Source organism: Actinoplanes flavus (genome assembly GCF_017592555.1).
GTDB classification, from domain to species: domain Bacteria; phylum Actinomycetota; class Actinomycetes; order Mycobacteriales; family Micromonosporaceae; genus Actinoplanes; species Actinoplanes flavus.
Window position 1 is genome coordinate 537,274 of record NZ_JAGFNS010000001.1, and the last position, 25,330, is coordinate 562,603.

General features: G+C 71.0%; 22 protein-coding genes and 1 tRNA gene. 9 read left to right on the forward strand and 14 right to left on the reverse strand.

Annotated elements, in window-relative coordinates; translation table 11 throughout:
• Nucleotides 1–65: 65 nt before the first annotated feature.
• Nucleotides 66–1,562, forward strand: coding sequence for a GGDEF domain-containing protein (locus tag J5X75_RS02465; RefSeq protein WP_208465525.1), 1,497 nt, complete (start codon nt 66–68; stop codon nt 1,560–1,562).
• Nucleotides 1,559–2,905, forward strand: a complete 1,347-nt coding sequence (locus J5X75_RS02470; protein ID WP_208465526.1) for an outer membrane protein assembly factor BamB family protein — start codon at nt 1,559–1,561, stop codon at nt 2,903–2,905. Before J5X75_RS02465 ends, J5X75_RS02470 begins: the two co-directional genes overlap by 4 nt.
• On the opposite strand, the gene prfA is transcribed toward J5X75_RS02470, so the two are convergent.
• Both prfA and rpmE read right to left on the reverse strand, forming a co-directional pair.
• A complete protein-coding gene (gene prfA / locus J5X75_RS02475; protein WP_208465527.1) occupies nt 2,889–3,980 on the reverse strand; it encodes a peptide chain release factor 1 in 1,092 nt (363 codons plus the stop codon). The two genes, J5X75_RS02470 and prfA, sit on opposite strands and share 17 nt — an antisense overlap.
• Nucleotides 3,981–4,064: 84 nt before the next feature.
• Nucleotides 4,065–4,289, reverse strand: coding sequence for a 50S ribosomal protein L31 (gene rpmE / locus J5X75_RS02480; RefSeq protein WP_183217236.1), 225 nt, complete (start codon nt 4,287–4,289; stop codon nt 4,065–4,067).
• Nucleotides 4,290–4,488: 199 nt separating this feature from the next.
• Here rpmE and J5X75_RS02485 point away from each other — a divergent pair, with 199 nt between their 5' ends.
• From J5X75_RS02485 to J5X75_RS02495, 3 genes are read left to right on the forward strand one after another with little or no spacing between them, the layout of a single operon-like run.
• On the forward strand, nt 4,489–5,529 hold the full coding sequence (locus tag J5X75_RS02485; RefSeq protein ID WP_208465528.1) for an RNA ligase: 1,041 nt from the start codon (nt 4,489–4,491) through the stop codon (nt 5,527–5,529).
• Between the two features lie 12 nt (nt 5,530–5,541).
• Nucleotides 5,542–6,438: a phosphatase domain-containing protein gene (locus J5X75_RS02490; protein ID WP_208465529.1), complete on the forward strand. Its 897-nt coding sequence runs from the start codon at nt 5,542–5,544 to the stop codon at nt 6,436–6,438.
• A gap of 1 nt (nt 6,439) precedes the next feature.
• Entirely contained in the window at nt 6,440–7,057 is a 618-nt protein-coding gene (locus J5X75_RS02495) for an RNA ligase family protein (protein WP_208465530.1), read from the forward strand.
• A 3-nt stretch (nt 7,058–7,060) separates the two neighbouring features.
• On the opposite strand, the gene J5X75_RS02500 is transcribed toward J5X75_RS02495, so the two are convergent.
• The 5 genes from J5X75_RS02500 to J5X75_RS02520 all read right to left on the reverse strand — a co-directional run bounded on the left by J5X75_RS02500 (nt 7,061) and on the right by J5X75_RS02520 (nt 16,218).
• Nucleotides 7,061–8,227 (reverse strand): nitric oxide synthase oxygenase, encoded by a 1,167-nt coding sequence (locus J5X75_RS02500; protein ID WP_208465531.1) that lies wholly within the window; start codon nt 8,225–8,227, stop codon nt 7,061–7,063.
• 214 nt (nt 8,228–8,441) lie between these two features.
• Entirely contained in the window at nt 8,442–10,373 is a 1,932-nt protein-coding gene (rho, locus tag J5X75_RS02505) for a transcription termination factor Rho (protein WP_208465532.1), read from the reverse strand.
• A 293-nt stretch (nt 10,374–10,666) separates the two neighbouring features.
• On the reverse strand, nt 10,667–11,611 hold the full coding sequence (gene thrB / locus J5X75_RS02510) for a homoserine kinase (RefSeq protein ID WP_208465533.1): 945 nt from the start codon (nt 11,609–11,611) through the stop codon (nt 10,667–10,669).
• Nucleotides 11,612–11,631: 20 nt separating this feature from the next.
• A complete protein-coding gene (locus tag J5X75_RS02515) occupies nt 11,632–12,888 on the reverse strand; it encodes an MFS transporter (protein WP_208465535.1) in 1,257 nt (418 codons plus the stop codon).
• Between the two features lie 63 nt (nt 12,889–12,951).
• Nucleotides 12,952–16,218, reverse strand: coding sequence for an efflux RND transporter permease subunit (locus J5X75_RS02520; protein WP_208465537.1), 3,267 nt, complete (start codon nt 16,216–16,218; stop codon nt 12,952–12,954).
• A gap of 141 nt (nt 16,219–16,359) precedes the next feature.
• On the opposite strand from J5X75_RS02520, the gene J5X75_RS02525 reads away from it, so the two are divergent.
• Nucleotides 16,360–16,818 carry a MarR family winged helix-turn-helix transcriptional regulator gene (locus J5X75_RS02525; RefSeq protein ID WP_307797893.1) on the forward strand — a complete coding sequence of 153 codons (459 nt, stop codon included), beginning with the start codon at nt 16,360–16,362 and terminating at the stop codon, nt 16,816–16,818.
• On the opposite strand, the gene thrC is transcribed toward J5X75_RS02525, so the two are convergent.
• The 5 genes from thrC to argS are packed head-to-tail and all read right to left on the reverse strand — an operon-like array spanning nt 16,815 to nt 22,636.
• Nucleotides 16,815–17,864, reverse strand: a complete 1,050-nt coding sequence (gene thrC, locus J5X75_RS02530; protein WP_208465538.1) for a threonine synthase — start codon at nt 17,862–17,864, stop codon at nt 16,815–16,817. The two genes, J5X75_RS02525 and thrC, sit on opposite strands and share 4 nt — an antisense overlap.
• Nucleotides 17,865–17,910: 46 nt before the next feature.
• Nucleotides 17,911–18,279 carry a VOC family protein gene (locus J5X75_RS02535; RefSeq protein WP_208465539.1) on the reverse strand — a complete coding sequence of 123 codons (369 nt, stop codon included), beginning with the start codon at nt 18,277–18,279 and terminating at the stop codon, nt 17,911–17,913.
• Nucleotides 18,279–19,577, reverse strand: a complete 1,299-nt coding sequence (locus J5X75_RS02540; RefSeq protein ID WP_208465540.1) for a homoserine dehydrogenase — start codon at nt 19,575–19,577, stop codon at nt 18,279–18,281. Before J5X75_RS02540 ends, J5X75_RS02535 begins: the two co-directional genes overlap by 1 nt.
• Nucleotides 19,574–20,959: a diaminopimelate decarboxylase gene (lysA, locus tag J5X75_RS02545; protein ID WP_208465541.1), complete on the reverse strand. Its 1,386-nt coding sequence runs from the start codon at nt 20,957–20,959 to the stop codon at nt 19,574–19,576. The genes J5X75_RS02540 and lysA overlap by 4 nt, the downstream gene beginning before the upstream one ends.
• Before the next feature lie 3 nt (nt 20,960–20,962).
• Nucleotides 20,963–22,636 carry an arginine--tRNA ligase gene (argS, locus tag J5X75_RS02550; protein WP_208465542.1) on the reverse strand — a complete coding sequence of 558 codons (1,674 nt, stop codon included), beginning with the start codon at nt 22,634–22,636 and terminating at the stop codon, nt 20,963–20,965.
• A gap of 88 nt (nt 22,637–22,724) precedes the next feature.
• Between argS and J5X75_RS02555 the strand changes: the two genes are divergently transcribed.
• The 3 genes from J5X75_RS02555 (at nt 22,725) to J5X75_RS02565 (ending at nt 24,323) form a co-directional block, all read left to right on the forward strand.
• Nucleotides 22,725–23,528 carry a thioredoxin-like domain-containing protein gene (locus J5X75_RS02555; RefSeq protein WP_208465543.1) on the forward strand — a complete coding sequence of 268 codons (804 nt, stop codon included), beginning with the start codon at nt 22,725–22,727 and terminating at the stop codon, nt 23,526–23,528.
• 2 nt (nt 23,529–23,530) lie between these two features.
• On the forward strand, nt 23,531–24,145 hold the full coding sequence (locus J5X75_RS02560; RefSeq protein WP_238487122.1) for a DUF305 domain-containing protein: 615 nt from the start codon (nt 23,531–23,533) through the stop codon (nt 24,143–24,145).
• Between the two features lie 106 nt (nt 24,146–24,251).
• Nucleotides 24,252–24,323: transfer RNA gene (locus J5X75_RS02565), tRNA-Arg, on the forward strand.
• Between the two features lie 29 nt (nt 24,324–24,352).
• Here the strand turns inward: J5X75_RS02565 and J5X75_RS02570 are convergent.
• Together J5X75_RS02570 and J5X75_RS02575 are read right to left on the reverse strand one after the other, a co-directional pair.
• Entirely contained in the window at nt 24,353–24,760 is a 408-nt protein-coding gene (locus tag J5X75_RS02570) for a SpoIIAA family protein (protein ID WP_208465544.1), read from the reverse strand.
• Nucleotides 24,760–25,293 (reverse strand): hypothetical protein, encoded by a 534-nt coding sequence (locus tag J5X75_RS02575; RefSeq protein WP_238487123.1) that lies wholly within the window; start codon nt 25,291–25,293, stop codon nt 24,760–24,762. The genes J5X75_RS02570 and J5X75_RS02575 overlap by 1 nt, the downstream gene beginning before the upstream one ends.
• Nucleotides 25,294–25,330: the final 37 nt, after the last annotated feature.

Below are 25,330 nucleotides of genomic sequence, written 5' to 3' on the forward strand. Positions count from 1 at the left end.
CATAATCATGAGACGTCGCGCACGCGGGGTAGCCGGCGACCCGCCGAGGCCGTGGGAGGCGCCTGGTGAGTTGGTTGGACCAGCTCGCGGAACACGTCGAGGACCTGCGCCGCGCAGGACACCTGCAACAGAACGGGCAGTCCGCGCAGGCGCTGCCGATCCTCGACGCGGTCCTCGCCTCCGCCTCCGACCCGACCACCCGGGCGTACGCACGGGTCCAGCGTTTCGGCGCGCTGATCAACCTGGGCCGGGTGGCCGAGCTGGCGGTCGCGATGGCCGCCGCCGCCGAGGCGGTCCGCGAGGTGCCCGACCCCTATCTGCGCGGCCAGATGCACGCCTTCGCGGCCCTCGGCGCCCACCTGCAGAGCAACCTGGACCGCGGCGTCACCCACCTGGTGCAGGCGTCGCGGGCGCTGGCCGCCGTCCCGGAACGCGACTCGGAGACCGCCTGGGGCTGGCACGACCTCGCCATGGCGTACTCGTACCTGGGCTTCCACGGGCAGGCGCTGATCGCCATCGAGCAGGCCCGGGAGGTCGGCGCGGCGGCCGGCCTGGCCTCCGAGGTGTTCGCGGCGCCCGGCATCCGGCTGCGCAACGCCGTGGCGCTGGACCACCAGGGCGACACCGACGGGTGCCTGCGGGTGCTGCGCGACATCGACGCCGAGCTGTCCCGCTACGTCGCCACCGACCAGCTGCGCCCGGGCAGCCGGGCGGTCTACGGCTACGCGCTGGCCCGCCGCGCCGCCCTGGGCGAGCCGACCGGGGCCGACGCCGCCCGCTGGCTGACCGGTGGCGGCGACAGCGTCCGGACCCGGGACCTGCGGCATCTCGGCGCGGTCTGCCTGACCATCGCGGGCGGCCGGCCGGAGCGGGCGCTGTCGATGCTCCAGGCGGTGCCGGTCTCGGCCGAGGTGCTGGGCGCGCCCGAGCCGGCCCGGTTGCGCAGCATCTGTCACGCCAGCGCCGGCGACCACGCCGCCGCGCACGCCGCCGACCGGTACGCGTTCCGCCTCGCCGCCCTGCGCATCGACCAGCTCCGCGACGGCTATCTGGACGGTGTCGCCGCCCGCCTGGACGCCCAGGAGACCCACCGCGACCCCGGCCGGTACGGCGACGAGACCCTCACCGACCCGCTCACCGGGCTGCCCAACCGCCGCCAGCTGGAGCGGTACGTCGACACCCTGCTGTCCCGCGGCGAACGGGCCGCCGTCGGTGTCTGCGACGTGGTCGGGTTCACCTCGGTCAACATGCGGCACGGGCGGCACTGCGGCGACCTGGTCCTCCAGCGGATCGCCGGGGTGCTGCACCGGGTGATGCGCCGCGGCGACTTCGTGGCCCGCTTCGCCGGTGACGAGTTCGTGCTGGTCCTGCCGGGCGCCGGCCCGCACCAGGCGGCCGAGGTGTCCCGCCGGATCGGCGCGGCCGCGACCGCGGAGAACTGGCAGGCGCTGGTCCCGGGCACACCGATCGGGCTGGCCTCGGGCTGGTCCGAGATCGGCGCGCACGGCCGTGGGCTGAGCGCCGCGCTGGCGGCCGCCGCGGCGAGCCGGAAGCCGACGTGACCGTGATCGAGCTGGGCGACGTCAGCAGGGTTCCGGCCGAGTCGCCGGAACCGGAGCCGGCGCCCGAGTTCCAGCGGGGCACGGTCCGCCGTCTCGTGCTGATCGGCCTCACCCTGCTCTGCGCCGTGCTGCTGAGCGCCTCGCTGCCGCCCGGCCCGGCCGGGTTCCGCCGGCTGTGGTCGGTTCCGTTCGGCCAGACGGACACCATGGCGATCCGCGGCGATCTCGCCTTCGTGCACCGCGCCCGCCCGGGCGGCGCCGAGCTCACGGCGTACGACCTGGCGACCGGCGCGGTCCGCTGGGTCCGGGTGACCGGCGGCGACGTGACCTGGCTGAGCGGCGGGCAGAGCGAGGAGGTGCTGCTCATCCCCGGGAACGAGCAGACCGTCGAGGTGGAGTACGAGGACGGCAGCCGGGGTGTGGAGATCTACGGCGGCACGGTCACGGCCCTCGACCCGGCGACCGGCACGCCGCTGTGGAAGCACCCCGGCTTCCAGGAGTGGGCCGACACCAACGGCACGGTCCTGCTGTACGAGTACGACCGCGACGGCCTGGCCGCGGTGCGGGTGGTCCGGGCCCGCGACGGCGACCTCGCCTGGGAACGCCGCCTGGAGGACGCGCAGACCGCGATGCTCCAGGCCGACGGGACGGACCCGGCGCACGTGGTGCTGATCGCGCCGGACGGCGGGACCACCGTGCTGCGCTATGCCGACGGCGCCACCGTGGTGAACCGCCGCCTGCCGTGGACGCCGATGCGGCCGTCCACCAACCGGGGCAGCTCGCTCTTCACGGCGACCGGTCTGGTCCTGGTCGCCGAGAACCTGGCGGAGCATCACGCCAGGGTCACCGCGTACCGGGTGGGCACCCTGGAGCGGCTCTGGGAGCGGGAGAGCGACGAGAACCCGTACGTGCAGGACTGCGGCCCGGTGCTCTGCCTCGTCGCCGGCACCGACATCATCGCCCTCGACCCGGCCACCGGCACCGAGCGCTGGCGCCGGCCCGGCCAGGTGAACGTGGGCGTCCTGCCCGGCGACCGCATGCTGGTCAGCGACGGCGCGGACAACGCCCAGCAGACGATCCTGCGCGCGGTGGACGGCCGGGTGCTCGGCTCCGGCGGCCGCGGAACCGTGATCCACCACAACCGCCGGGACGGCAGCATGCTGCTCTCCCGGACGCTGCCGCCGGACTACAACCGGGCCGTGCTGCGCCGGCTCGACCTGAGCACCGGCCGGTCCGTGGTGCTCGGCGTCATCCCGATCAGCCAGGACGGCTTCTGTGACGGCGACGGCCGCTACATCGGCTGCCGCGACGGGGACGACCTCACGTTCACTGCCGTCGGCTGAGGTCCGGGTCCCCGGCCAGGCGGGCCGCCCGGTCGGAGGCGGCCAGCGCGTCCAGCACGCCGTCCAGCTCACCGCCGAGGACCAGGTCCAGGTTGTACGCCGTGTAGCCGATCCGGTGGTCGGTGATCCGGTTCTGCGGGAAGTTGTAGGTGCGCACCCGCTCGGAGCGGTCGACCGTACGGACCTGGGCCTTGCGGGCGTCACCGGCCGCGGCGTCGGCCGCCTCCTGGGCCTGGGCCAGCAGCCGGGACCGCAGGATGCGCATCGCCGACTCCTTGTTCTGGAGCTGGCTCTTCTCGTTCTGGCAGCTCACCACGGTGCCGGTGGGCAGGTGGGTGATCCGGACGGCGGAGTCGGTGGTGTTGACCGACTGCCCACCCGGGCCGGACGACCGGTAGACGTCGATCCGCAGGTCACCGGCCTGGATGTCGATGTCGACCTCCTCGGCCTCGGGCAGCACCAGCACGCCGGCCGCCGAGGTGTGGATGCGGCCCTGCGACTCGGTGACCGGGACCCGCTGCACCCGGTGCACGCCGCCCTCCCACTTCATCCGGGACCAGACCCCGTGGCCGCCCTCCGGCACGCCCCGGGTCTTCACCGCGACCGAGATGTCCTTCACGCCGCCGAGGTCCGACTCCTGTGAGTCGATCACCTCGACCACCCAGCCGCGGCGTTCCGCGTACCGGGTGTACATGCGCAGCAGATCGCCGGCGAACAGCGCCGACTCCTGGCCGCCCTCGCCCGCCTTGATCTCGATGATCACGTCCTTGGCGTCGCTCGGGTCGCGCGGGATCAGCATCTCGCCGAGCTTCTCCTCCAGCGCGGGCAGCGTGGCGGCGACCGCCTCGACCTCGGAGGAGAACGCCGGGTCCTCGGCGGCCAGCTCCTTCGCGGCGGCCAGGTCGGCGCGCGCGGCCTCCAGCTCCTGGTGCGCGGCGTTCAGCGGGGCCAGCTCGGCGAACCGGCGGCCGATCCGCCGAACCAGCGCCTGGTCGGCGTGGATCGAGGGGTCCTCCATCCGCCGCTCCAGGTCCGCGTACTCGGCGAGAAGCGTGCTCAAACGGTCGTTGCTCATCGAATCTCTCCAAGTCGTCAGAAGAAGCGGACCACACGCGAACGGCGCCCGCCCCGGAAACCGGGACGGGCGCCGTTGAAGCGGTTACTTCTTCTTCGCGGCCGTGACCTTGGCGTACTTCGCCTGGAACTTCGCGACCCGGCCCGCGGTGTCGAGGACGCGCTGCTTGCCGGTGTAGAACGGGTGGCAGGCGCTGCAGGTCTCGACGCGGATCTCGCCGCCCTTGGCGGTGCTGCGGGTGGTGAAGGTGCTGCCGCAGGAGCAGACGACCTCGGTGGTCGAGTACTCGGGGTGGATGCCGCTCTTCATGTCTTCTCGGTCCCTCTCGATGATCGGGTCGCCGGGTCGCCCCACTGTCTGTGAAAAAGGCGTGAACCGGAACCCCTACTGGCCGATGTACCAGTCTGCCATGCCTCCCGTACCGGCCGGAAATCAGGAGGCGCAACCGGATTCACGCTGGTTAACGTGAGCGTCCCTCCGTTCATTCCACCCCCTTGGCAGGCACCCCATGACGCTGCTCCACGACGTCCTCGATCCGCTCGAACTGGCTGAAGCGATCGGAAACGGACTGGTCCGGACACAGCGTCACCCCAGCCTGCCGTTCGTGATCTACAACTACACCGAGGCCTGCCAGTACAGCGGCGCCTGGACGCCGATCACGCTGGCCTGCCGTGGCCTGGTGGTGGACGCCGACGGCCGGATCGCGGCCCGGCCGTTCCCGAAGTTCTTCAACCACGACCAGGCACAGGCTCCGGCGCTCGACCCGGGCGCCCGGGTCACGGTGACGGACAAGGCCGACGGCAGCCTCGGTGTGATCTATCACGACGGCTCCGGCTACGCCGTCGCCACGCGGGGGTCCTTCGCGTCGGATCAGGCACTGCACGCCACGGACCTTCTGCGTACGCGGTACGCGTCCTTCGTACCCCCGGCGGGTTTGACCGTGCTCGTCGAGATCATCTACCCGGGGAACCGCATCGTCGTGGACTACCGGGGCCTGGACGACCTGGTGCTTCTCGGGGCGGTCGACATCGCCACCGGCCGCAGCTTCGGCCCGGAGGCGGTGCCGGACTGGCCGGGCCCGGTGGTCGAGACGTTCGGTTACGCGACACTGACCGAGGCGCTGGCCGCTCCGCCGCGCGACGGCCGGGAGGGCCTGGTCGTCCACTTCACCGACGCCGACCAGCGGGTGAAGATCAAGTACGCGGACTACGTCCGGCTGCACCGCCTGGTCACCGGGCTCACCCCGCGCAGCGTGTGGGAGCTGGTGGTCACCGGCGGCGACCTGGACGCCATGCTCGAGCCGCTGCCGGACGAGTTCCACGTGTGGGCGCGGGGCGTCGTGGCGGAGCTCACCGCGGAGGCCGACGCGCGGGCGGCGGCGGTCGAGGCCGCCTACGCGACGATCGTCGCGGGCCTGGCGGAGGGCTGGAGCCGCCGGGAGTTCGCGATCGAGGCGGTGCGCAGTGAGCACCGCGCCGAGCTGTTCCTCCGGCTGGACGGCAAGGATTACCGTCCCGGCCTGTGGCAGCGGGTCCGGCCGGCCGGTTGAGGAGTGACGGGAATGACACGACTGCTGATCACGCGCGGCCTGCCGGCCTCCGGCAAGACGACGTTCGCGCACAAGCTCCAGCCCGGCGTGGTCCGGGTGAACCGCGACGACCTACGGCGCATGTTGCACGGCGGCCGGCTCTACACGCAGGTGGCCGAGGGCCAGGTCACGCACGCCCAGCGGGCCGCCGTGGAGGCCCTGCTGCGGGCCCGGGCCAGCGTGATCGTCGACGACACGAACCTGCGCGCCAAGACGGTCCGCGAGTGGGCCGAGATGGCGGCCCGGTTCGACGCGTCGTTCGAGGTGCACGACTTCACCGACGTGCCGGTCGACGAGTGCGTCCGGCGCGACGCCGAGCGCCCCGAGGGTGACCGGGTCGGCGAGGACGCGATCCGTCGCCTGCACAGCCGCTATCTGGCCGGGAAGAACCTGCCGCTGCCGGTCCCGTTCGTCGAGCGGGGCGGGCCGGGTGTGGTCTACCGGCCCGATCCGGAGCTGCCCGAGGCGGTGCTGGTCGACATCGACGGGACGGTGGCGCTGATGAACGGCCGCAGCCCGTACGACTGGCGCCGGGTCGGCGAGGACGAGCCCAACCCGGCGGTGATCGCCGCGGTCCGGGCGATGCACGCCGCCGGGCACGCGGTCGTCTTCTGCTCCGGGCGGGACGCGGTGTGCCGACCGGAGACCGAGGCCTGGCTGGACCTGTACGTCGGGGTGCCGTACGAGGCGTTGTTCATGCGCGCCGAGGGCGACAGCCGCAAGGACTCGATCGTCAAGCGGGAGATCTTCGACCGTGAGGTCAGCGAGCGCTGGCGGATCGTCGGAGTGTTCGACGACCGTCAACAGGTGGTACGTATGTGGCGGCAGCTCGGCCTGACCGTGTTCCAGGTGGCGGAGGGAGATTTCTAGGGTGAAGTACCCGCGGACGTTCCATCTGCCCGACTCACCGGGAGCGACCGCCGACGACCGGATTCAGCATGATCTGTCCTGGTTGGATGGCGAGCTCGTGGTGACCGAGAAGATGGACGGCGGCAACCTCACCTTCACCCGGGACACCATGTTCGCCCGCTCGCTCGACTCCGGCACCCACCCGTGGGACCGTCCGGCGAAGGCGCTGTGGGCCATGACGGCGTACCGGATACCCGACGACTGGCGTGTCTGCGGCGAGTCCATGTGGGCCCGCCGCAGCGTCGCCTACACCGATCTGCCCGGTGTCTTCCTGGTCTTCGGGATCTGGGACGAGACGAACACGCTGCTCGGCTGGGACGACACCGTCGACTGGGCCCGCCGCCTGGAGCTGCCCGTCGTCCCGGTCCTCTACCGGGGCGGCAGCCTCTCCGAGGCCCGTGCCGCCTGGGCCGCCCAGCGCACCGAGGACGACTCGGAGGGCTTCGTGGTGCGTGCCACCGGCCGCATCCCGGCGTCCGAATTCGATCACAAAGTCCTGAAGTGGGTCCGGCCCGGCCACGTCCGTACGCCCGCCTCCTGGCGTCACCGCGACGACTTCCCGGTCAACGAGTTCGCCTGACACTCATCCCCGGTAGGGGCAGCGGGTGCCGTGCCGGGCCAGGTCGGCGGCTTCGGAGTCCAGGTAGAAGGCCGGGCGCTCGTCGAACTCGTCGTAGTAGCGGTGGAAGACCGGAGTGATGCCGCCGGAGATGGGCGGGACGATCCAGCTCCAGTCGGCCGGGACGCGGCGCCCGGCCTTCTCCTCGTTGCGCAGGTGGGTGAGGAAGCGCTGCGACTCGGTGTGGTGGTCGCTCATCTTGACGCCGGCGCGCTCGAAGCTGTGCAGGACGGCCCGGTTCAGCTCGACCAGCGCCCGGTCCCGCCACAGCGTGGACTCCCGGCTGGTGTCCAGCCCCATCCGCGCGGCGACCAGCGGCACCAGGTTGTAGCGGTCGGCGTCGGCGAGGTTGCGGGCGCCGATCTCCGAGCCCATGTACCAGCCGTTGAACGGGGCGAGCGGATAGTGCACGCCGCCGACCGTGAGCCGCATGTTGGAGATCGCCGGTACGGCGTGCCAGCGCAGCCCCAGCTCGGCGAACCACGGCAGGTCGGGGTGGCTGAGCGGCACCTCCCGGATGGCGCGTTCGGGCAGCTCGTAGAGGCGTACCCCGTCGCCGGGCGTCTCGATGACCAGCGGCAGCACGTCGAACGCCTCGCCCTTGCCCTGCCAGCCGTAACCGCGGACGGCCGCGGTGAACTCGATCAGCCGTGGGTCGCCGACCGTGCCGCCGGCCTCGGTCCGGTACCCGGCGTAGCGGATGAGCTGCTCGTTCCAGACCCGGGCGTGCGGCTGGCCGGGCTGGGCCGCGGCGAAGACGCTGATCACCGGCCGGATCTGCCCGTTCCCGGCGGCCTGGAGGTGCTGCACCAGCAGCGAGTAGATCTCGTCGGCGGTACGGGCGCGGCGGCGGTCCAGCACCAGGAGGCTGCGCCAGTAGAGCCGTCCGATGCACCGGCTGGCGTTGCGCCAGGCCATCTTCGCGCCGTGGGTCAGCTCGTCCGTGGTGTGCACGTAGGTCCCGGTCGCGGCGATCTGCGCGCGGACGATGGCGAGTCGCGGCTCGACCGGTCCGAGGCGGGGGTTCTCGGTGTAGCAGCGCCGGAGGAAGTCTTCGGCCTCCCCGGGATCGACGGGTGAACCCGGATCCCAGGGTTCCGCCGGCTGGTCCCGGTAACCGGGCACGATCATCGAGCGCCTCCGGATGGTCGAGGGATGGGGATACCGGAGGTTCGCACGACCCCGTAGCGGGCGAATCAGACAAGATGTGCGACAAAAGCGAAGCGGCCCACCCGAATGGGTGGGCCGCGTCACATTTGTCCGGTGATGCTGGTTCGCGACGGTGGAGACCGAAGCATCCGACTTGCGCTAACTCGCAGTCACGGTAGGTCGCGAACAAGCATCATTACTCGCCAGGCGTCGACTTGGCGATCTGCATCAGGAACTCGATGTTGGTCCGGGTCTGCTTGAGCCGGTCCATCAGGAGGTCCAGAGCCGCGCCGGACTCCAGCGAACTGAGCACCTTGCGGAGCTTGTGAATGATCGCCAGCTCCTCCTTGCCCAGCAGGATCTCTTCCTTACGGGTGCTGGAGGCGGAGACGTCCACGGCCGGGAAGACCCGCTTGTCGGCGATCTTCCGGTCCAGCTTGAGCTCGGCGTTACCGGTGCCCTTGAACTCCTCGAAGATGACCGTGTCCATCATCGACCCGGTCTCCACCAGCGCGGTGGCGAGAATGGTCAGCGAGCCGCCGTTCTCGATGTTGCGCGCCGCGCCGAGGAACCGCTTCGGCGGGTAGAGCGCGGTCGAGTCGATACCACCCGACATGATCCGGCCGGAAGCCGGAGCGGCCAGGTTGTACGACCGGCCGAGCCGGGTCACCGAGTCGAGCAGCACGACCACGTCGTGGCCCAGCTCGACCAGCCGCTTGGCCCGCTCGATGGCGAGCTCGGCGACCGTGGTGTGGTCCTGCGGCGGACGGTCGAACGTGGCCGCGATGACCTCGCCCTTCACCGTGCGCTGCATGTCGGTGACCTCTTCGGGCCGCTCGTCCACGAGCACGACCATCAGGTGGCACTCGGGGTTGTTGCGGGTGATCGCGTTGGCCAGCGCCTGCAGGACCATCGTCTTACCGGCCTTCGGCGGGGAGACGATGAGCGCGCGCTGGCCCTTGCCGATCGGCATCACCAGGTCGATGATGCGCGTGGTGAGGATGTGCGGCTCGGTCTCCAGCCGCAGGCGCTCCTGCGGGTAGAGCGGGGTGAGCTTGTAGAACTCGGGACGGCGACGGGCCTCGTCCGGCTCCATCCCGTTGATGGTGTCGAGCCGGACCAGCGGGTTGTACTTGTCCCGCCGCTGCCCGTCGTTGCCACCCTCACGCGGGGCGGAGCGAACCGCACCGGTGACCGCGTCGCCGCGGCGCAGACCGTACTTCTTGACCTGCGACATCGAGACGTAGACGTCGTTCGGCCCGGAGAGGTAACCGGTGGTGCGGACGAACGCGTAGTTGTCCAGCACGTCCAGGATGCCGGCCACCGGGACGAGCACCTCGTCCTCGGACACGTGCGGCTCCCGGCCCTCCCGCTGGCCACGGTCGTCACGCTGGTCGCCGTCACGGTCCCGGCCGCGGCGGCGGTCCCGGAAGCGGCTGCGCCGGCTCCGGCGGCCACCCTCGCCGTCGTTGTCGTCGTCGTCGTGACCCTGGTCACCACGACCCTCGGCACGCTGACCGCGGTCGTTGCGGTCCTCGCGCTGCTGGTTGTCACGCTGGCCGTCACGCTGGTTGCGCTGCCGGTCCCGGTTGCGCTCACCGCGCTCCGGCCGGTCGCCGCGCTCGGGACGCTCGGTGGTCTCGACCGCGGGCGCGGGGGCCTCGGCCGAAGCCGGAGCGGCCTCCACGGCAGCCGCCTCCGGCTCGCGCGGGGCGGTTTCCCGGGGCTCCCGGGAAGCCCGCTCACGGCGGCTCCGGGCGGGGCGCTCGGCCGGAGCCGACTCAGCGGGTGCGGCTGCGGTCTTGGGCGTCTCGACCGGGGCGGCCTGGGCCGGGGCCGGCTGCGCGGGGGCGGCGACAGCCTCGGCGCTGTTGGTGCGCGGGCGCGGGGCCGGCTCGGCGGCGGGCGTCCCGCCGCTCTGGCGCTCGGTGATCGCGGCGATCAGCTCGCCCTTGCGCATCCGGGCGGTGCCGGAGATGCCGAGGGAGGCGGCGAGGCTCTGCAACTCGGGCAGCAGCATCGCGGACAGCCCGGTGCCGCCCCGGCGGCGCTTCGTAGCGGTCGCGGTGGTGCCGGCGCCGTCAGCGACGTCAGAAACACCCGACGTCACGTCGGTGGTGTCGCTCAATGGATTCCTTCCGTCGGAAAAAGCCCGAGTCCACCCGGAACTGCAGCCTGGGCCGGGTGCCCTCGGAACCCGCTTCGCAACAGCGGCGCGGGAGTTGGTGCAGCACGGCAGCTCGACCGGTATCCCTGCCCGTCAGGGCTTGACGGGTAGGTCTCGGCGAGTGCAGCGATCTATGGATGCTGCCCGGCGTTTGCCTTGATGAGAGTTGAGAAAGGCCGTAGGCCAGAAACCTCGGGGGTGCGCCGAACCGCAGAGATCGCTTGCTTCGCGGCTGTGCTAGGTCTTGAGCGTAGTCAACTCGTGCGACCTGCGGCAACAGGACCCCGCTCGGCGTGTTCCACCATACCCCCTTTCACACGAGCACCGGCGTCATCCACGCCCAGCACTTCGCCGTGCCAGTGCGCGCCCGGCGCGAAATCGGCCGGGACCTGCGTCAACGCGAGCACGGTCGGGCCGGCTCCGCTGACCACGGCGGCCACCCCGACCGCGCGGAGGGCCGCCACCAGGGACGCCGTCGCCGGCATCCCCGCGGCGCGGTAGTCCTGGTGCAGCCGGTCCGCGGTGGCCGGGAACAGCAGGGACGGATCCGTGGTGAGCGCGTGCGTGAGCAGGGCGGCCCGGCCCGCGTTGAACGACGCGTCCTGGTGCGGGACCTCCGGCGGCAGAGCGGCACGCGCGGACGCCGTATACCCCAACTCGGAGGGGATGAAAACGGTGGGCCGCACGCCGGCGGCCGGGGTCAGCGAGACGGCCCGGGCGCCGTCCGGCTCGGTCCAGGCGACGGTGAAGCCGCCGAGCAGGCAGGGCGCCACGTTGTCCGGGTGGCCCTCGAGACGGGCCGCGATCCGCAGCGCGGCCGCGTCGTCGATCAGCTCGAGACCGCCTTTGATCAGGCCGCGGGCCAGCTGCACGCCGCCCACGATGGCCGCCGAGGAACTGCCCATGCCACGGGCCTGCGGGATCCGGTTGACGCACTCGACGGCGACGCCCGGCGGTCGCTCGCCGGCCTCGTCGAAGGTCGCCAGCATGGCCCGCACCACCAGGTGCTCGGGGCCGGTCGGCAGCTCGCCCGCGCCCTCGCCGTGCACCGTCACCATGTAGGAGTCGCCGGTGACCCGGGCGGTCAGATCGTCGTACAGCGTCAGCGCCAGGCCCAGGGCGTCGAAGCCGGGGCCGAGGTTCGCGCTGGTCGCCGGCGTGCTGACGGAGACCGGTTCGGTGACGAAGGACAAACCCATCGCCACATGCTAGGGGTTGATCATTTCGGGGGTGGCTCCCCGGTCCCGGTGGTCCCGAATATCGGCTCGGTGGACGGGCGCAGCCGCCGGGTGGCCAGCCGCCACCCGATCGCGTAGACGAGGGTGATCGAAGCGCACCCCGCGATGATCCACTCCGGGTCGGCGCGGTCGATGACGGCGCCCGCGGCCAGCTGGCTCACCGCGATGGCGACCGTCGCCAGCATCATGTCGGTGGCGAAGACCCGGCCGCGCAGCTCGTCGGGCACCTCGCCCTGGAGCGCGAAGTTGGACAGCACCCAGTTGCTGCCGCCGGCGAAATGCGCCACGAAGACCAGGAACAGCGTGAGCGGAAACCACGGCGCGACGGCGACACCCAGGTAGCCGACGCCGTACAGGCCCATGGACAGGGCCAGACCGGGCAGCAGCCAGGACGGGCGGGTCAGCACCGGGCGCATCACCAGCGGGCCGATCAGGGCGCCCAGCCCGCGCAGCGCGAACAGCAGGCCGGTGCCCAGCGCTCCGACCCCGTGTGCCGCCGCGATCAACGGGAACACGGTCAGCACCCCGTTGCCGAGGCCGACCGCCGACTTCACCGTGACGAGAGCCCGCAGGCGGGGACGGTGGGCGATGTGACGCAGCGACTCGAGCAGGGCGGTCAGGGCCCGGGCCGGCTCGCCGTCGCCGCTGCGCGGCGCCTGCATCGGACGCCGGATCAGGGCGGTCAGCACGCTTCCGGTGAGCAGGCAGACGGCGGTCACGGCAAAGCAGGCGTACGGGCTGAAGACGCTGCTCACCACGCCACCGAGGGACGCGCCCACGACCGTCATGGTGCCCCAGGCGGAGCCCGCGATCGTGTTCGCGGCCGGCAGGTCGGCGGGGTCCACCAGGTTCGGCAGGGCGGCCGACGCGGCCGGCGAGTAGAACGCCTTCGACACCGCGATGGCCCCGACCGCCACCAGGGCCAGCGGGGCGGTCGCCGCGGAGCGCACCGCGAACAGCAGCAGCACCGACAGGAAGGCCGCGGCGTTGGCGAGGATCAGGATCCGGCGGCGGTCCACCCGGTCGGCGACCGTGCCGGTGAAGGGCAGCAGCAGCGCGAGGATGCCGGTGTCCACGGCCAGCACCAGAGCGCCCAGCAGGCCACCGCCGGTCAGCTCCGGCAGCAGCACGAGCAGCGGCACCATGACGAACCAGTCCGCCCCGAAGACCACCAGCTCAGCGGCGAACAACCGGCGGAAGTCACGGTTACGGGTAAGGACCGAGAAGTCTGCTGGCACGTACCGAAGTGTAGATACGCCGATGCCCGGCCGCAGTGGGCCGGGCATCGGTTCGGATCATGCCTACTCGGCCGGGTTCACCGGCTTCCGGGGCATTTTCAGGACCTCGAACTGGTCGGTCAGGCCGCGCAGCGCGGACTTCCCGCCCGCCTCCGGGGCCTCGTGGGCACCGCCGCTGGAGTCCGGCGTCACACCGGCCGACACCAGGTCGTCGACGGGCTTGTCGGCGGCGTGCTTCGGCTCACCGGCGGCCTGTCCCTTGATCAGCCGCTTCGCCTGCCGCTTGGCCCGGCTCTTCTCCTTCCGGTTCTCCACCATGGTGTAGAGGGTCGGCACCAGGATCAGGGTCAGCAGGGTCGAGCTGACCAGGCCGCCGATCACCACGATGGCCAGCGGCTGGGAGATGAAGCCGCCCTCGCCGGTGAGACCCAGCGCCATCGGGATGAGCGCGAAGATGGTGGCGATCGCGGTCATCAGGATCGGGCGCAGCCGGTGCCGGCCACCCTCGATCACCGCCTCCCGCACGCCGTACCCGGCGGCCCGGTAGTGGTTGATCAGGTCCATCAGCACGATGGCGTTGGTCACCACGATGCCGACCAGCATGAGCACACCGATCAGGGCCGGCACGCCGAGCGCGGTTCCGGTGACCAGCAGCAGGATGATCGCGCCGGTCGCCGCGAACGGGATGGACACCAGCAGGATCACCGGCTGGATCAGGCTCCGGAAGGTGGCCACCATGATCACGAAGACGATCGCGATGGCGGCGAGCACGGCCAGGCCGAGCTGTGCGAACGCCTCCTCCTGGTCGGCGCTGACGCCACCGATGGCCCACTCGGCGCCGGCCGGCAGGTCGAGCTTCTCCAGAGCGGCGGTCAGATCCTGGTTGATCTGGGTGAGGTTGTCGCCGGTGACCACGCCGGTCACGGTGACGGTACGGCTGCCGTCCGCCCGGTTGATCTCGACCGCGCCGTCCACCTGCTTGACGTCGGCCACCTGGTCCAGCGGGATCACGCCGCGCGGGGTGGTGAGCGGAACGGCGCGCAGTGCGGCCGGGTCGGCGGGCGCCGTGCCGAACGAGATCACCACGTCCTGGGTGGTGCCGTCGACGTTGATCTGGCCGGCCGGGGCGGACTGGAACAGCGCCGCCACGTTCTGAGCGATCTGCGCCTCGGTGAGGCCCGCCTGCGCGGCGGCCTTGCGGTCCACCACCACGTCGAGACGCGGCACGCTCTCGGCGAGCGAGGTGTCGACGTCGGAGACCCCGGCCACCCCGGCCATCGCCGTACGGACCTGCTCGGTGGCCGCGGTCAGGACCTCGTTGTCGGGGGCGGTCACCGAGACGGACAGCTGGCTGCTGCCGAGGCCGGAGCTCTCCTGGCCGATCTTGATCTCACCGGCGCCGGACAGCGCGCCGAACTTCTCGTCCAGCTCGTCGGAGATCACCGCGGCGTCCGCGTCCTCCTCCAGCGCCACGTTGTAGGTGGCCGTGCCGGCGCCGCCGCCACCGGCGAACGGGTTGGCGGAGCTGCCGCCGACGGTCACCTGGTACGTCTTGACGCCGTCCTGGTCGGCGAGGACCGCCTCGACCTGCTTGGCCGCCGCGTCGGTGGCCGCCAGGCTGGTGCCGGCCGGCATCTCCTGGCTGATCGTGATGCTGTCCTGCCCCGACTCGTCGAGGAAGTTGGTCTCCAGCCGGGTGCTCAGGGCGAACGTGCCGATCAGCACCGCGATGCCGATGAGCACCGTGGTCCAGCGCTTGGTGGTGGCGAACCGGATGACCGGCAGGTAGCCGCGCTGCAGCGGGCTGCGCAGCTCCTTCTCCTCGGCGGCCTTGCGGATCGCCTCGGTGTCGGCGCCGGCCGGCGGCGGCTTGAGGAACCAGTACGCCAGCACCGGCACGATCGTCAGCGACACCACGAGGGAGGCCAGCAGGGCCACCGTCACGGTGATCGCGAAGGACGAGAAGATCTGCCCGACCAGGCCGCCCACCAGGGCGATCGGCGCGAACACGGCGACCGTGGTGAGGGTCGAGGCGACCACCGCGCCGGCCACCTCACGAACCGCCGTGAGGATGGCGTGGACCTTCTCCTCGCCGTACTCGAGATGGCGTTTGATGTTCTCCAGAACGACGATCGAGTCGTCCACCACCCGGCCGATCGCGATGGTCAGCGCGCCCAGGGTGAGCAGGTTGAGGGTGTAGTCGCCGACCCAGAGCGCGATCAGCGCGATCAGCACGGACAGCGGGATGGACACCGCGGTCACCAGGGTGGACCGGACGCTCATCAGGAAGATCAGGATGACCACGACCGCCATCAGCAGGCCGAGCAGGCCCTCGGTGGTGAGGCTCTCGATCGAGCGCTCCACGTACGGCGCCTGGTCGGTGATGACGGTCAGCGTCGCGCCGGACGACTTCTCCAGGTCGGCCAGCATGTCCCGGACCTCGTGCGAGATGTCCACCGGGTTGCCGTCCGGCCGCGCGGTGACCGCGATGCCGAGGCTGTCCACGCCGTCGGTCCGGGTGTACGACTCGGCGGGCGGCAGCTTGCTCTCCACGGCGGCCACGTCACCGAGGCGCACCGGGCCGCGCGAGCCGGTCAGGTAGACGTCCTTGAGCTGGTCGACGGTGGTGATCGGGGTGCCCACCTGCACGGTCAGCGACTTGTCGCCCTCGACCACGGTGCCGGCCGGGATGGACACGCCGTTGGCCTGGAGAACCGTGGTGAGCGAGGCGGGGCTGACACCGGCGGCGCCCATCTTCGCCATGTCCGGAGTGATCACCACTTCCAGCGCGCGGGCGCCGGTGACCTGGGTGTCGCGGACGCCCTCGATCCCGTTGAGCTCGGGCACCACGGTCTCGTTGAGCGCGGCGAGCAGCTCGGCCTCGTCCTTGTCGCCGGACGAGGCGGCCAGCACGATCGCCGGGATGTCGTCGGTGCCGCCCGCGAAGACGGTCGGGTCGACGTTCTCCGGCAGCTGCGGCTGGATCCGGTTCACCGAGGTGGTGACCTGGTTGACGGCGGACTCGATGTCCGTGCCGAACTCGAAGAGCACGACCACGCTGGACACGTTCTCCCGCGAGGTCGAGGTCACGCTGTCGATGCCGTCGATGCCCTTGACCGCGTCCTCGATCGGTTTGGTCACCTGTTCCTCGACCGCTTCCGGTGAGGCTCCGGGCAGCACCGCGCTCACGAACGCGGCGGGCAGCTCGATCGAGGGGAAGAGCTGCTGCTTGAGTGACGGGATGGCGTAAAGCCCGAAGCCACTGATCACGATCGCGATCAGGGCGACGAGACCTCGGTTGGCAAGGCTGAGCCGTGTCAGTGCTGACATGGGCGCTCCCCCGAGAAAGGTTCGGTCGATACTGATAGTTTGCATGACGCGAACAAATGGTTTTCGCCGGGGTTCCACTGGTACCGTCCGAGACCGGATGGACCCGTGCCGACCATCAGCACGTCACAAAAGGAGCATGCGGTGGGCGAGAAAGAGCAGCTCATCGCAGACATCATGGGCGCACAGATCCGCCTGGAGCACCTGTTCGCCGGGGATCGGTCGGATCCGCTCTTCTCCTCGCACCTGACCATGTCGCAGCTGAAAATCATGTTGCTGCTGGCCCGGCACGGCACGGTGGCCGGCGGCGAGCTGGCCCGGATGGTCGGCGTGGGAGCGGCCGCGCTCAGCGGCATGATCGACCGGCTGGTCGTGCAGGAGCTGGTCACGCGCACGGAGGACGTGCACGATCGGCGGGTTCGCCGGATCGGGCTGACCAGGGCGGGCACCGAGCTCATCGAGGGCATCATCACGGCGGGCGCCACGAAACAGCGTGAGCTCCTCAGCCGTCTCTCAGCCGAGGAGCTCACGATCGTCGCTCAAGCGATGGACCTGCTGGTCCGGGAGGCCGCCGCGGTCCAGCCCCCGGCGCCCGAGGATTAGGCCAGGTCCAGCGCCTTCGCCGCAAGCAGCGCGTCGTTCGCGATGACGGTCGGCGACGGGGCGGTGGAGATCGCCCACTCCGGGTCCTTCAGGCCGTGCCCGGTCACCGTGCAGACCACCCGGGATCCGGCCGGGATCTTGCCGGCCTCGGCCTGCTGGAGCAGACCGGCCACGCTGGCCGCGCTGCCCAGTTCGACGAAGACGCCCACCTCGCGGGCCAGCAGCCGGTACGCGTTCAGGATGTCCCGGTCGGTGACCGCCGAGATCAGGCCGCCCGAGGCGTCCCGCGCGTCCAGGGCCTTGGTCCAGCTGGCCGGGTTGCCGATCCGGATCGCGGTGGCGATGGTCGACGGGTGCTCGACCACCTTGCCGTTCACGATCGGCGCGGCGCCGGAGGCCTGGAAGCCGTACATCTTCGGCAGCCGGGTCGAGTTTCCGGCCGCGCGGTCCTCCTGGTAGCCCATCCAGTAGGCGGAGATGTTGCCGGCGTTGCCGACCGGCAGGCAGTGGATGTCCGGCGCGTCACCGAGCGCCTCGACGATCTCGAAGGCGGCCGTCTTCTGGCCGTGCAGCCGGAAGATGTTCACCGAGTTGACCAGCGCGACCGGGTAGTCCTGGGACAGCTTCGAGGCGAGCGCCAGGCAGTCGTCGAAGTTGCCGTCCACCTGGAGCAGCCGGGCGCCGTGCACGAGCGCCTGGGCCAGCTTGCCCAGCGCGATCTTGCCCTGCGGCACGAGCACCGCACAGGTGATGCCGGCGCGGGCCGCGTACGCCGCCGCGGAGGCGCTGGTGTTGCCGGTCGAGGCGCAGATGATCGCCTTGGCGCCCTCCTCGACGGCCTTCGACACGGCCATCGTCATGCCCCGGTCCTTGAACGAACCGGTCGGGTTGGCGCCCTCCACCTTGAGGTAGACGTCGGCGCCCGTGCGCTGGGACAGCACCGGCGCCGGCACCAGCGGGGTGTTCCCCTCGTGCAACGAGACCACCGGGGTGGCGTCGGTGACCGGCAGCCGGTCACGGTACGCCTCGATCAAGCCCCGCCACATGGCCGTACTCCTCACTCGCGTGTCAATCTTCGGGAATTCACGGCCATTATTCAGGACGGTGGCAGACGGCCTCGACGTTGTTCCCGTCCGGGTCGCGGACGAAGGCGCCGTAGTAGTGCTCGTGGTACTCCGGGTGCAGGCCCGGCTCGTGCAGCACCTCGGCCCCGGCCTCGACCGCGGCCCGGAAGAAGGCGTCGACCGCGCTCCGGCCGGCCGCGGCGAAGGCGATGTGGCTCTCGCGGAAACCCTCGCCCTCGGTGAACTCGCTGATCCAGAAATCCGCGTGATCCGTGCCATACCCGATCGCGACCTTGAAGTCCATCAGCCGGCGACCGCCCAGCGGCGCCAGCACCGCGTCGTAGAAGGCGGCGCTGCGCGACAGGTCGGCGCACTGGAACCCGACGTGGTCCAGCATCAGCCGGCCCCTCCCTCGACACGCAGCACACTGGCGATCGACCGGACGATGTCCAGCCGGGACAGCGAGTCCACGGTCGCGGCGAGAGCCGCGTCCGGCGCGCTGTGGGTGACGATCACCAGCTTCGCGTCGTCCGCCCGGCCGGACTGCCGGACCGTCGCGATGGACACCTCGTGCTGGGCGAACACCCCGGCCACGCTGGCCAGGACGCCCGGCTTCTCGGCCACGTCCAGGCTGATGTGGTAGCGGGTGAGCGACTCGCCGATCGGGCGGACCGGCAGCTTGGCGTAGTTGCTCTCGCTCGGCGCCCGGGTGCCGGTCAGCCGGTTGCGGGCCGCCGCCACGATGTCGCCGAGCACCGCGCTGGCGGTCGGCCGGCCACCGGCGCCACGGCCGTAGAACATCAGCGGACCGGCCGCCTCGGTCTCGACGAACACCGCGTTGAAGGCGTCGCCGACGCCGGCCAGCGGGTGGCTGAGCGGGATCATCGCCGGGTGCACGCGGACACTCACCGAATCGGCGCCGCGCTGCGCGATGCAGAGCAGCTTGATGGTGCAGCCCATCTCCTTGGCGCTGGCCATGTCGCCGGCGGTCACCGCGGTCATGCCCTCACGGAACACGTCGGCCGCGGTGACCCGGGTGTGGAACGCCAGGGAGGCGAGGATGGCGGCCTTGGCGGCGGCGTCGAAACCCTCCACGTCCGCGGTCGGGTCGGCTTCCGCGTACCCCAGCTCGGTGGCCTCCTCGAGGGCCTCGCTGAAGCCCGCGCCGGTGGAGGCCATGGAGGAGAGGATGAAGTTGGTCGTGCCGTTCACGATGCCGGTGACCGCGGTCACCCGGTCGCCGTGCAGCGACTCGCGCAGCGGGCGCAGCAGCGGGATCGCCCCGGCCACCGACGCCTCGTAGTAGAGATCGGCGCCACCCTCGGCGGCGGCGTCGTGCAGCGCGCCGCCGTCCTCGGCGAGCAGCGCCTTGTTCGCCGTGATGACGCTCTTGCCGGCCCGGAGCGCCTCGACCAGCCAGGTACGGGCGGGCTCGATGCCGCCGACGACCTCGATGACCACGTCCACGTCGTCGCGCTTGATCAGGCCGAGGGCGTCGGTCGTGAACAGCGACGGGTCGACCGGCAGGTCGCCGCGCTCACGGCCGGGGCGCCGCACCGCGATGCCGGCGATTTCCAGAGGGGCGCCGATCCGGGCGGTCAGGTCCTCCTGCTGCTCGTGCAGCAGACGGACGACCTCGGAACCGACGATGCCGCACCCCAGCAGGGCGAGGCGGACCGATTTGGCGGGGCTCATCCAACATCCAATGCAAGCAGGTCGTCCTCGGTCTCCCGCCGCACGATGACGCGGGCCGCGCCGTCGCGCACCGCCACCACGGGTGGCCGAGGAACGTGGTTGTAGTTGCTGGCCATACTCCGGCAGTAGGCGCCGGTCCCGGGGACCGCGATAAGATCTCCGGGCTGCACGTCGGCGGGCAGGAATTCATCCTTCACGACGATGTCCCCGGACTCACAATGTTTTCCCACCACTCGGGCCAGCATAGGGGTCGCGGCGCTGCTGCGATTGGCGAGCGTGGCGGAATAGGAGGCGTCGTAAAGGGCGGTCCGGATGTTGTCGCTCATGCCCCCGTCGACACTCACGTAGGTCCGGATGCCATCGACGTCCTTGACCGTCCCCACCTCGTACAACGTGAAGACCGACGGCCCCACGACGGCCCGCCCCGGCTCGATCGACAGGTGCGGCTTGCGCAGCGACGCCAGCTCGCACTCGGACTCGACGATCTTGTTGATCCGCTTCGCCAGGTCTCCAGGGGTGGACGGATCGTCCTGAGTGGTGTAAGCGATACCGAACCCGCCGCCGAGATCCAGCTCCGGCAGCTCCACGCCGCGCGCGTCCCGGATCTGCGCCTGCAGCTCCAGGATCCGCCGGGCGGCCACCTCGAACCCACTGGTGTCGAAGATCTGCGAGCCGATGTGCGAGTGCAGGCCACGCAGGTCGAGCGCGCCCTCGTCGAGGATCTGCGCGGCGGCCGCGAACGCCGCCCCGCCGGCCAGCGAGAAGCCGAACTTCTGGTCCTCGTGCGCGGTCGCGATGAACTCGTGGGTGTGCGCCTCGACGCCGACGGTCACCCGGATCAGCACGGCGGGCCGCTTGTTCAGCTCGCCGGCCAGGGCGGTCAGGCGGTCGATCTCATGGAACGAGTCGACGATGATCCGGCCCACCCCGGCCTCCAGGGCCCGGCGCAGCTCGCTCTCCGACTTGTTGTTGCCGTGGAAGCCGATCCGCTCGGGCGGGAACCCGGCGGCCAGCGCCACCGCCAGCTCGCCGCCGGAGCAGACGTCGAGGAAGAGCCCCTCCTCGTCGATGATCCGGACGACCGCCTTGCAGATGAACGACTTGCCGGCGTAATAGACGTCGGCCCCGGCGAAGGCGGCCGCGAAATCCCGGCAACGGGCCCGCAGATCGTCCTCGTCCAGCAGGTACGCCGGGGTGCCGTAGTCGGCGGCCAGATCGAGGACGCTCACGCCGCCGATCTCCAGGGACCCGGCCCCGGCGCGGATCACGGTCCGCGGCCACAGCTGCGGCACGAGGGCGTTCACGTCCTCCGGGGTACGCAGCCAGGCCGGCCCGCGGCTGCCGAGGTCACCGTGCAGGGCCCCGGCCTCGTGTGCGCGCATGCTCTACATCCTCTCCGGGGCGGAGACCCCGAGGAGGGCCAACCCGTTGGCGATCACCGTACGAGTGGCGTCGTTGAGCCACAGCCGGGCGCGGTGCCCGTCGGTGACCGGGTCGTCGGCGTTCTTGGGCGTGATCCGGCAGGCCGGCTCGTCGTAGAAGCGGTGATAGGCGCCGGCGATCTTCTCCAGCAGCCGGGCGACATGGTGCGGCTCCCGGTGCTCGGCGGCGAAGGCGACGGTCTCCGGGTACTCGCCGAGGGTCTTGAGGAGCTCGTTGTCCTTCTCGTTGTCGAGGAGGTCGGCGCGGAAATCCCCGGGCTCGCCGCGGGTCACGCCGAGCGCCTCCGCCTGCCGGGCGGCGCTGGCCGTCCGGGCCGCGACGTACTGCACGTAGTACACCGGGTTCTCCCGGCTGGCCCGGGTCCACAGGTCGATGTCGATGTCGATCGGGGAGTCCGAGGAGTAGCGGGCCAGCGCGTACCGGGTGGCGTCGACGCCCAGCGCCTCGACGAAGTCCTCCAGGGTGACCACCGTGCCGGCGCGCTTGCTCATCCGCACCGGCTCGCCCTCGCGGACCAGGTTGACCATCTGGCCGATCAGGATCTCCAGGTTCTTCGCCGGGTCGTCGCCGAAGCACGCGGCCATCGCCTTCATCCGGCCGATGTAGCCGTGGTGGTCGGCGCCCAGCATGATCACGACCCGCTCGAAGCCGCGCTTGCGCTTGTCCAGGTAGTAGGCGCAGTCGGCGGCGAAGTACGTCCAGTCGCCGTCGGACTTGCGCAGCACCCGGTCCTTGTCGTCACCGAAGTCGGTGGTGCGCAGCCAGGTCGCGCCGTCGGACTCGAAGATGTGCCCCTGCTCGCGCAGCCGGTCCAGGGCCTCCTGGAGCTCGCCGCGGTCGTGCAGGTCCTTCTCGTTGAAGTAGGTGTCGAAGTGCACGCCGAACTCGGTCAGCGACTTCTTGATCTCGGCGAACATCAGATCGACGCCGACCCGCCGGAAGGTCTCCTGCGCGGCCTCCGGGTCCTGGGACAGCACCTCCGGCTCGGCCTTGACCACGTCGGCCGCGATCTCCGCGATGTAGGCGCCGCCGTAGCCGTCCTCCGGCGCCGCCTCACCCTTGGCGGCGGCCAGCAGCGAGCGGGCGAACCGGTCGATCTGCGAGCCGGCGTCGTTGAAGTAGTACTCCGTGCCGACGTCGGCGCCGGCGGTGCGCAGCACCCGGGAGAGGGCGTCGCCCACGGCGGCCCAGCGAACCCCGCCGATGTGCACCGGGCCGGTCGGGTTGGCCGACACGAACTCCAGGTTGACCCGCTCCCCGGCGAGCCGCTCGGTCCGCCCGTAGGCTGAACCGGCGAGCACGATGTCGCGGGCCAGCACGCCGGCCGCGGCGGCGTCGAGCCGGATGTTCAGAAAGCCGGGACCCGCGATCTCCACCGATTTGACGCCGTCCCGGCGGCCCAGCTCCTCGGCCAGCGCCGTGGCCAGCTCACGCGGGGCGACCCCGACCTTCTTGCCCAGTTGGAGGGCGAGCGTCGAGGCGTAATCGCCGTGCTCGGGGTTACGCGGACGCTCCACCGTCGTCGTGGCGGGCAGCGCGCCGACGTCGAGTCCACGCGTCTCGAAAACGGCACGAGCGGCTGAGAGAACGGTGTCAGCAAGGTTGGCGGGAGTCACCCAACCATGCTATCGGGGGTAGACTTCGTCGTTCGGCGGCCACCCGAGCCCCGCCCCTTCCCCAATTCAGACGAATCGACGAGGCACGATGAGCATGAGCACGCCGGGGCCCGAACGGGTCCCGTCCACCGTCAAGGTCGACAAGACGACCGGCCAGGGAAAGCCGCCGGCGGCCAGGTCCGGCGCGAACCGGCCAGGGGGCAACCGGCCCGCCGGAAAGGGCGGGAAGGGCGGAAAGGGCGGAAAGGGCCGTAAGCCAGTCAGCCCGGTCAAGGTGGCCGGCGGACGCAACTGGGGACCGATCGCGGTCGCCGGTGTCGTCGTCCTGATCGCCGTCGGCATCATCGGCTGGGGGGTCGTCGCATCGATCCAGCAGGAGAAGAAGCAGGCCGTGCCGTGGGCCGACCGGGCCGCCGCCATCGCCGGCATCACCAACTACCGGGAGTCGAACCCGGATCTGGTGAAGGGCAGCCAGCACAAGAACGGCAAGCTCTCGTACGAGCAGCAGCCCCCCGTCGCCGGTGAGCACAACCCGAGCTGGCAGAACTGCAACGGCGTCGTCTACTCCGAGCCGATCGCGAACGAGCACGCGGTCCACAGCATGGAGCACGGCACCGTCTGGATCACCTACAAGCAGGGTCTGCCCGAGGACCAGGTGGAGAAGCTGGCCGACCGGGTCGAGGGCAAGGAGAAGCTCATGCTGAGCCCGGTGCCCGGCCTGAGCGACAACGTCTCCCTCCAGGCCTGGGGCTACCAGCTGAAGGTCGACTCGGTGGACGACCCGCGGATCGACGAGTTCATCCAGTCGCTGCGGATCAACGCGTCGATCGAGGGCCCGACCGCGGCCTGTGACGGCGGCGTGTCGGCCACCGGCGTCGTCCCGCAGAGCTGACCTTGGCGACGGAGAACCGCCGCTCCGGCTACTGGCTGCCCGCGACCCTGGTGGTCGGCCTGCTGCTGGGCGTGGCGATCGGATTCCTGATCCCCCGCGGCGAGAGCCTGCCGGCCGACGACTCCGCGGAGGCCGGCTTCGCCCGGGACATGTCCACCCACCACTCGCAGGCCGTGGAGATGGGCATGATCGCCTACACCCGCGCGACCAACGACGAGGTCCGGATGATGGCCCGCGACATCGCCCTCACCCAGCAGGGCCAGATCGGCATGTTCCAGGCGTGGCTGCGCGAGTGGAATCTCCAGCCGACCGGCTCGAAGCCGGCCATGTCCTGGATGCCGGACGGGGCGGAGAGCGTGAAGGACGGCCTCATGCCCGGCATGGCCACCCCGGAGGAGCTGAAGCAGCTCCGCGAGGCCACCGGCCTCGACGAGGACCGCCTCTTCATGAAGCTGATGATCAACCACCACCTGGGCGGCATCCACATGGCCCAGGAGGTGGTCGAGCTGAGCGACGACCCGGAGGTGGTCGAGTCGGCGCAGCTGTCCATCAACAGCCAGCAGCGCGACCTGACCGACATGCAGGATCTCCAGAAGCGGCTCGACACCGCATCCTGACCTGCGCTTATCGACGGGCCGCCGGCATCACACCGGCGGCCCGCCGTGTTTTCGCGATACCGATTGGCCGGGGCCTCCGGGGCCCTGCTAGGCTCTTCCTCACTGAGCCCCCGTAGCTCAGGGGATAGAGCGTCGCCCTCCGGAGGCGAAAGCGCAGGTTCGAATCCTGCCGGGGGCACAAACTTCTTTCAGGCCGCTGACCATTGGTCAGTGGCCTTTCTGCTTTTCTGGGCGGTCGTGGCGGACGGTCAGCCAATCCGTTGCGGTGGCCAGGTCGGCCCGGGGGAAATGGCGCACCTCGCCGGGGATGGTGCGGCCGAAGACGGTCAGGGCGCGGGTCACCCATTCGGCGTCGGAGACCAGGGCGATCCGTTCCCACAGCGAATGGTGCCGCAGGGCCGTTCCCAGGCCGAATTTCATGTCCTCCCAGAACGCCCCGGGCTGGAACCACCCGCAGTCGTCGTCGACGATCACCAGCAAGCGGATCCGCCAGCCCTCGCCCAGCGCGGCCCGGGTCCGCGGGAGGAAGACCGTCCGGTATTCCTCCCGCGTCACCGAGCCGGCGAACCGGAAGCCCAGCACGGACTCCGGCAGGTCCGGCAGAGCCTCGATCATTACTTGTCCCCGGCCGCGACGACGTCCTTCTCGATCTCGGCGGTGTCGGCCTGCAGCTCCCGGGTGGCGGTCTTCTCGGCGTTGGCCATGGCGTGCTCCACTTTCGAGCCGATGTCCGCGACGGCGATCACCACCAGGCCGGCCTGGCCCTCGTCCAGGTATTCGCCCAGTTCCTTGAGGTCGTGCCGGCTCAGCCCGGCCGCGGCGTGACCGGCCAGCGCCCCGAGGGCGACGCCACCGGCCGTGCTGGCCGCCAGCAGACCGCCGCCGATCGCCGCGAACGGGAACAGCGCCACGACCAGCCCGGTGGCCAGGCCGAAGCCGCCGCCGACGACACCGCCCACCCGGGTGGGTGTCTCGTGCTGTTTGACGATCGTGGTCTTGCCGTTCGCCTTGCGTTCGATGACCGCCGCGTCGTACGCGTCGATCAGGTTCGCTTTCCGGTGCAGTTCTTTCACCGCGTCGTAGTCGGCCCGCGCCTGGGCCACACTCGAGTACGCCCCGACATAGACCAGGAACGTGTCCACTGCCATCACCGGCTCCCTTCTCACGGATCTCCGCAGGATGCCG

Excerpts from the sequence above, each read along its gene's own strand:
- J5X75_RS02490 (WP_208465529.1), top strand. The coding sequence starts at position 5,542 with ATGACACGACTGCTGATCACGCGCGGCCTGCCGGCCTCCGGCAAGACG.
- J5X75_RS02520 (WP_208465537.1), bottom strand. The coding sequence starts at position 16,218 with ATGTCAGCACTGACACGGCTCAGCCTTGCCAACCGAGGTCTCGTCGCC.
- J5X75_RS02555 (WP_208465543.1), top strand. The coding sequence starts at position 22,725 with ATGAGCATGAGCACGCCGGGGCCCGAACGGGTCCCGTCCACCGTCAAG.
- thrC (WP_208465538.1), bottom strand. The coding sequence starts at position 17,864 with ATGTGGCGGGGCTTGATCGAGGCGTACCGTGACCGGCTGCCGGTCACC.
- rpmE (WP_183217236.1), bottom strand. The coding sequence starts at position 4,289 with ATGAAGAGCGGCATCCACCCCGAGTACTCGACCACCGAGGTCGTCTGC.
- thrB (WP_208465533.1), bottom strand. The coding sequence starts at position 11,611 with ATGGGTTTGTCCTTCGTCACCGAACCGGTCTCCGTCAGCACGCCGGCG.
- J5X75_RS02570 (WP_208465544.1), bottom strand. The coding sequence starts at position 24,760 with ATGATCGAGGCTCTGCCGGACCTGCCGGAGTCCGTGCTGGGCTTCCGG.
- prfA (WP_208465527.1), bottom strand. The coding sequence starts at position 3,980 with ATGAGCAACGACCGTTTGAGCACGCTTCTCGCCGAGTACGCGGACCTG.
- lysA (WP_208465541.1), bottom strand. The coding sequence starts at position 20,959 with ATGCGCGCACACGAGGCCGGGGCCCTGCACGGTGACCTCGGCAGCCGC.
- J5X75_RS02500 (WP_208465531.1), bottom strand. The coding sequence starts at position 8,227 with ATGATCGTGCCCGGTTACCGGGACCAGCCGGCGGAACCCTGGGATCCG.
- J5X75_RS02485 (WP_208465528.1), top strand. The coding sequence starts at position 4,489 with ATGACGCTGCTCCACGACGTCCTCGATCCGCTCGAACTGGCTGAAGCG.
- J5X75_RS02535 (WP_208465539.1), bottom strand. The coding sequence starts at position 18,279 with ATGCTGGACCACGTCGGGTTCCAGTGCGCCGACCTGTCGCGCAGCGCC.
- J5X75_RS02575 (WP_238487123.1), bottom strand. The coding sequence starts at position 25,293 with ATGGCAGTGGACACGTTCCTGGTCTATGTCGGGGCGTACTCGAGTGTG.
- J5X75_RS02540 (WP_208465540.1), bottom strand. The coding sequence starts at position 19,577 with ATGAGCCCCGCCAAATCGGTCCGCCTCGCCCTGCTGGGGTGCGGCATC.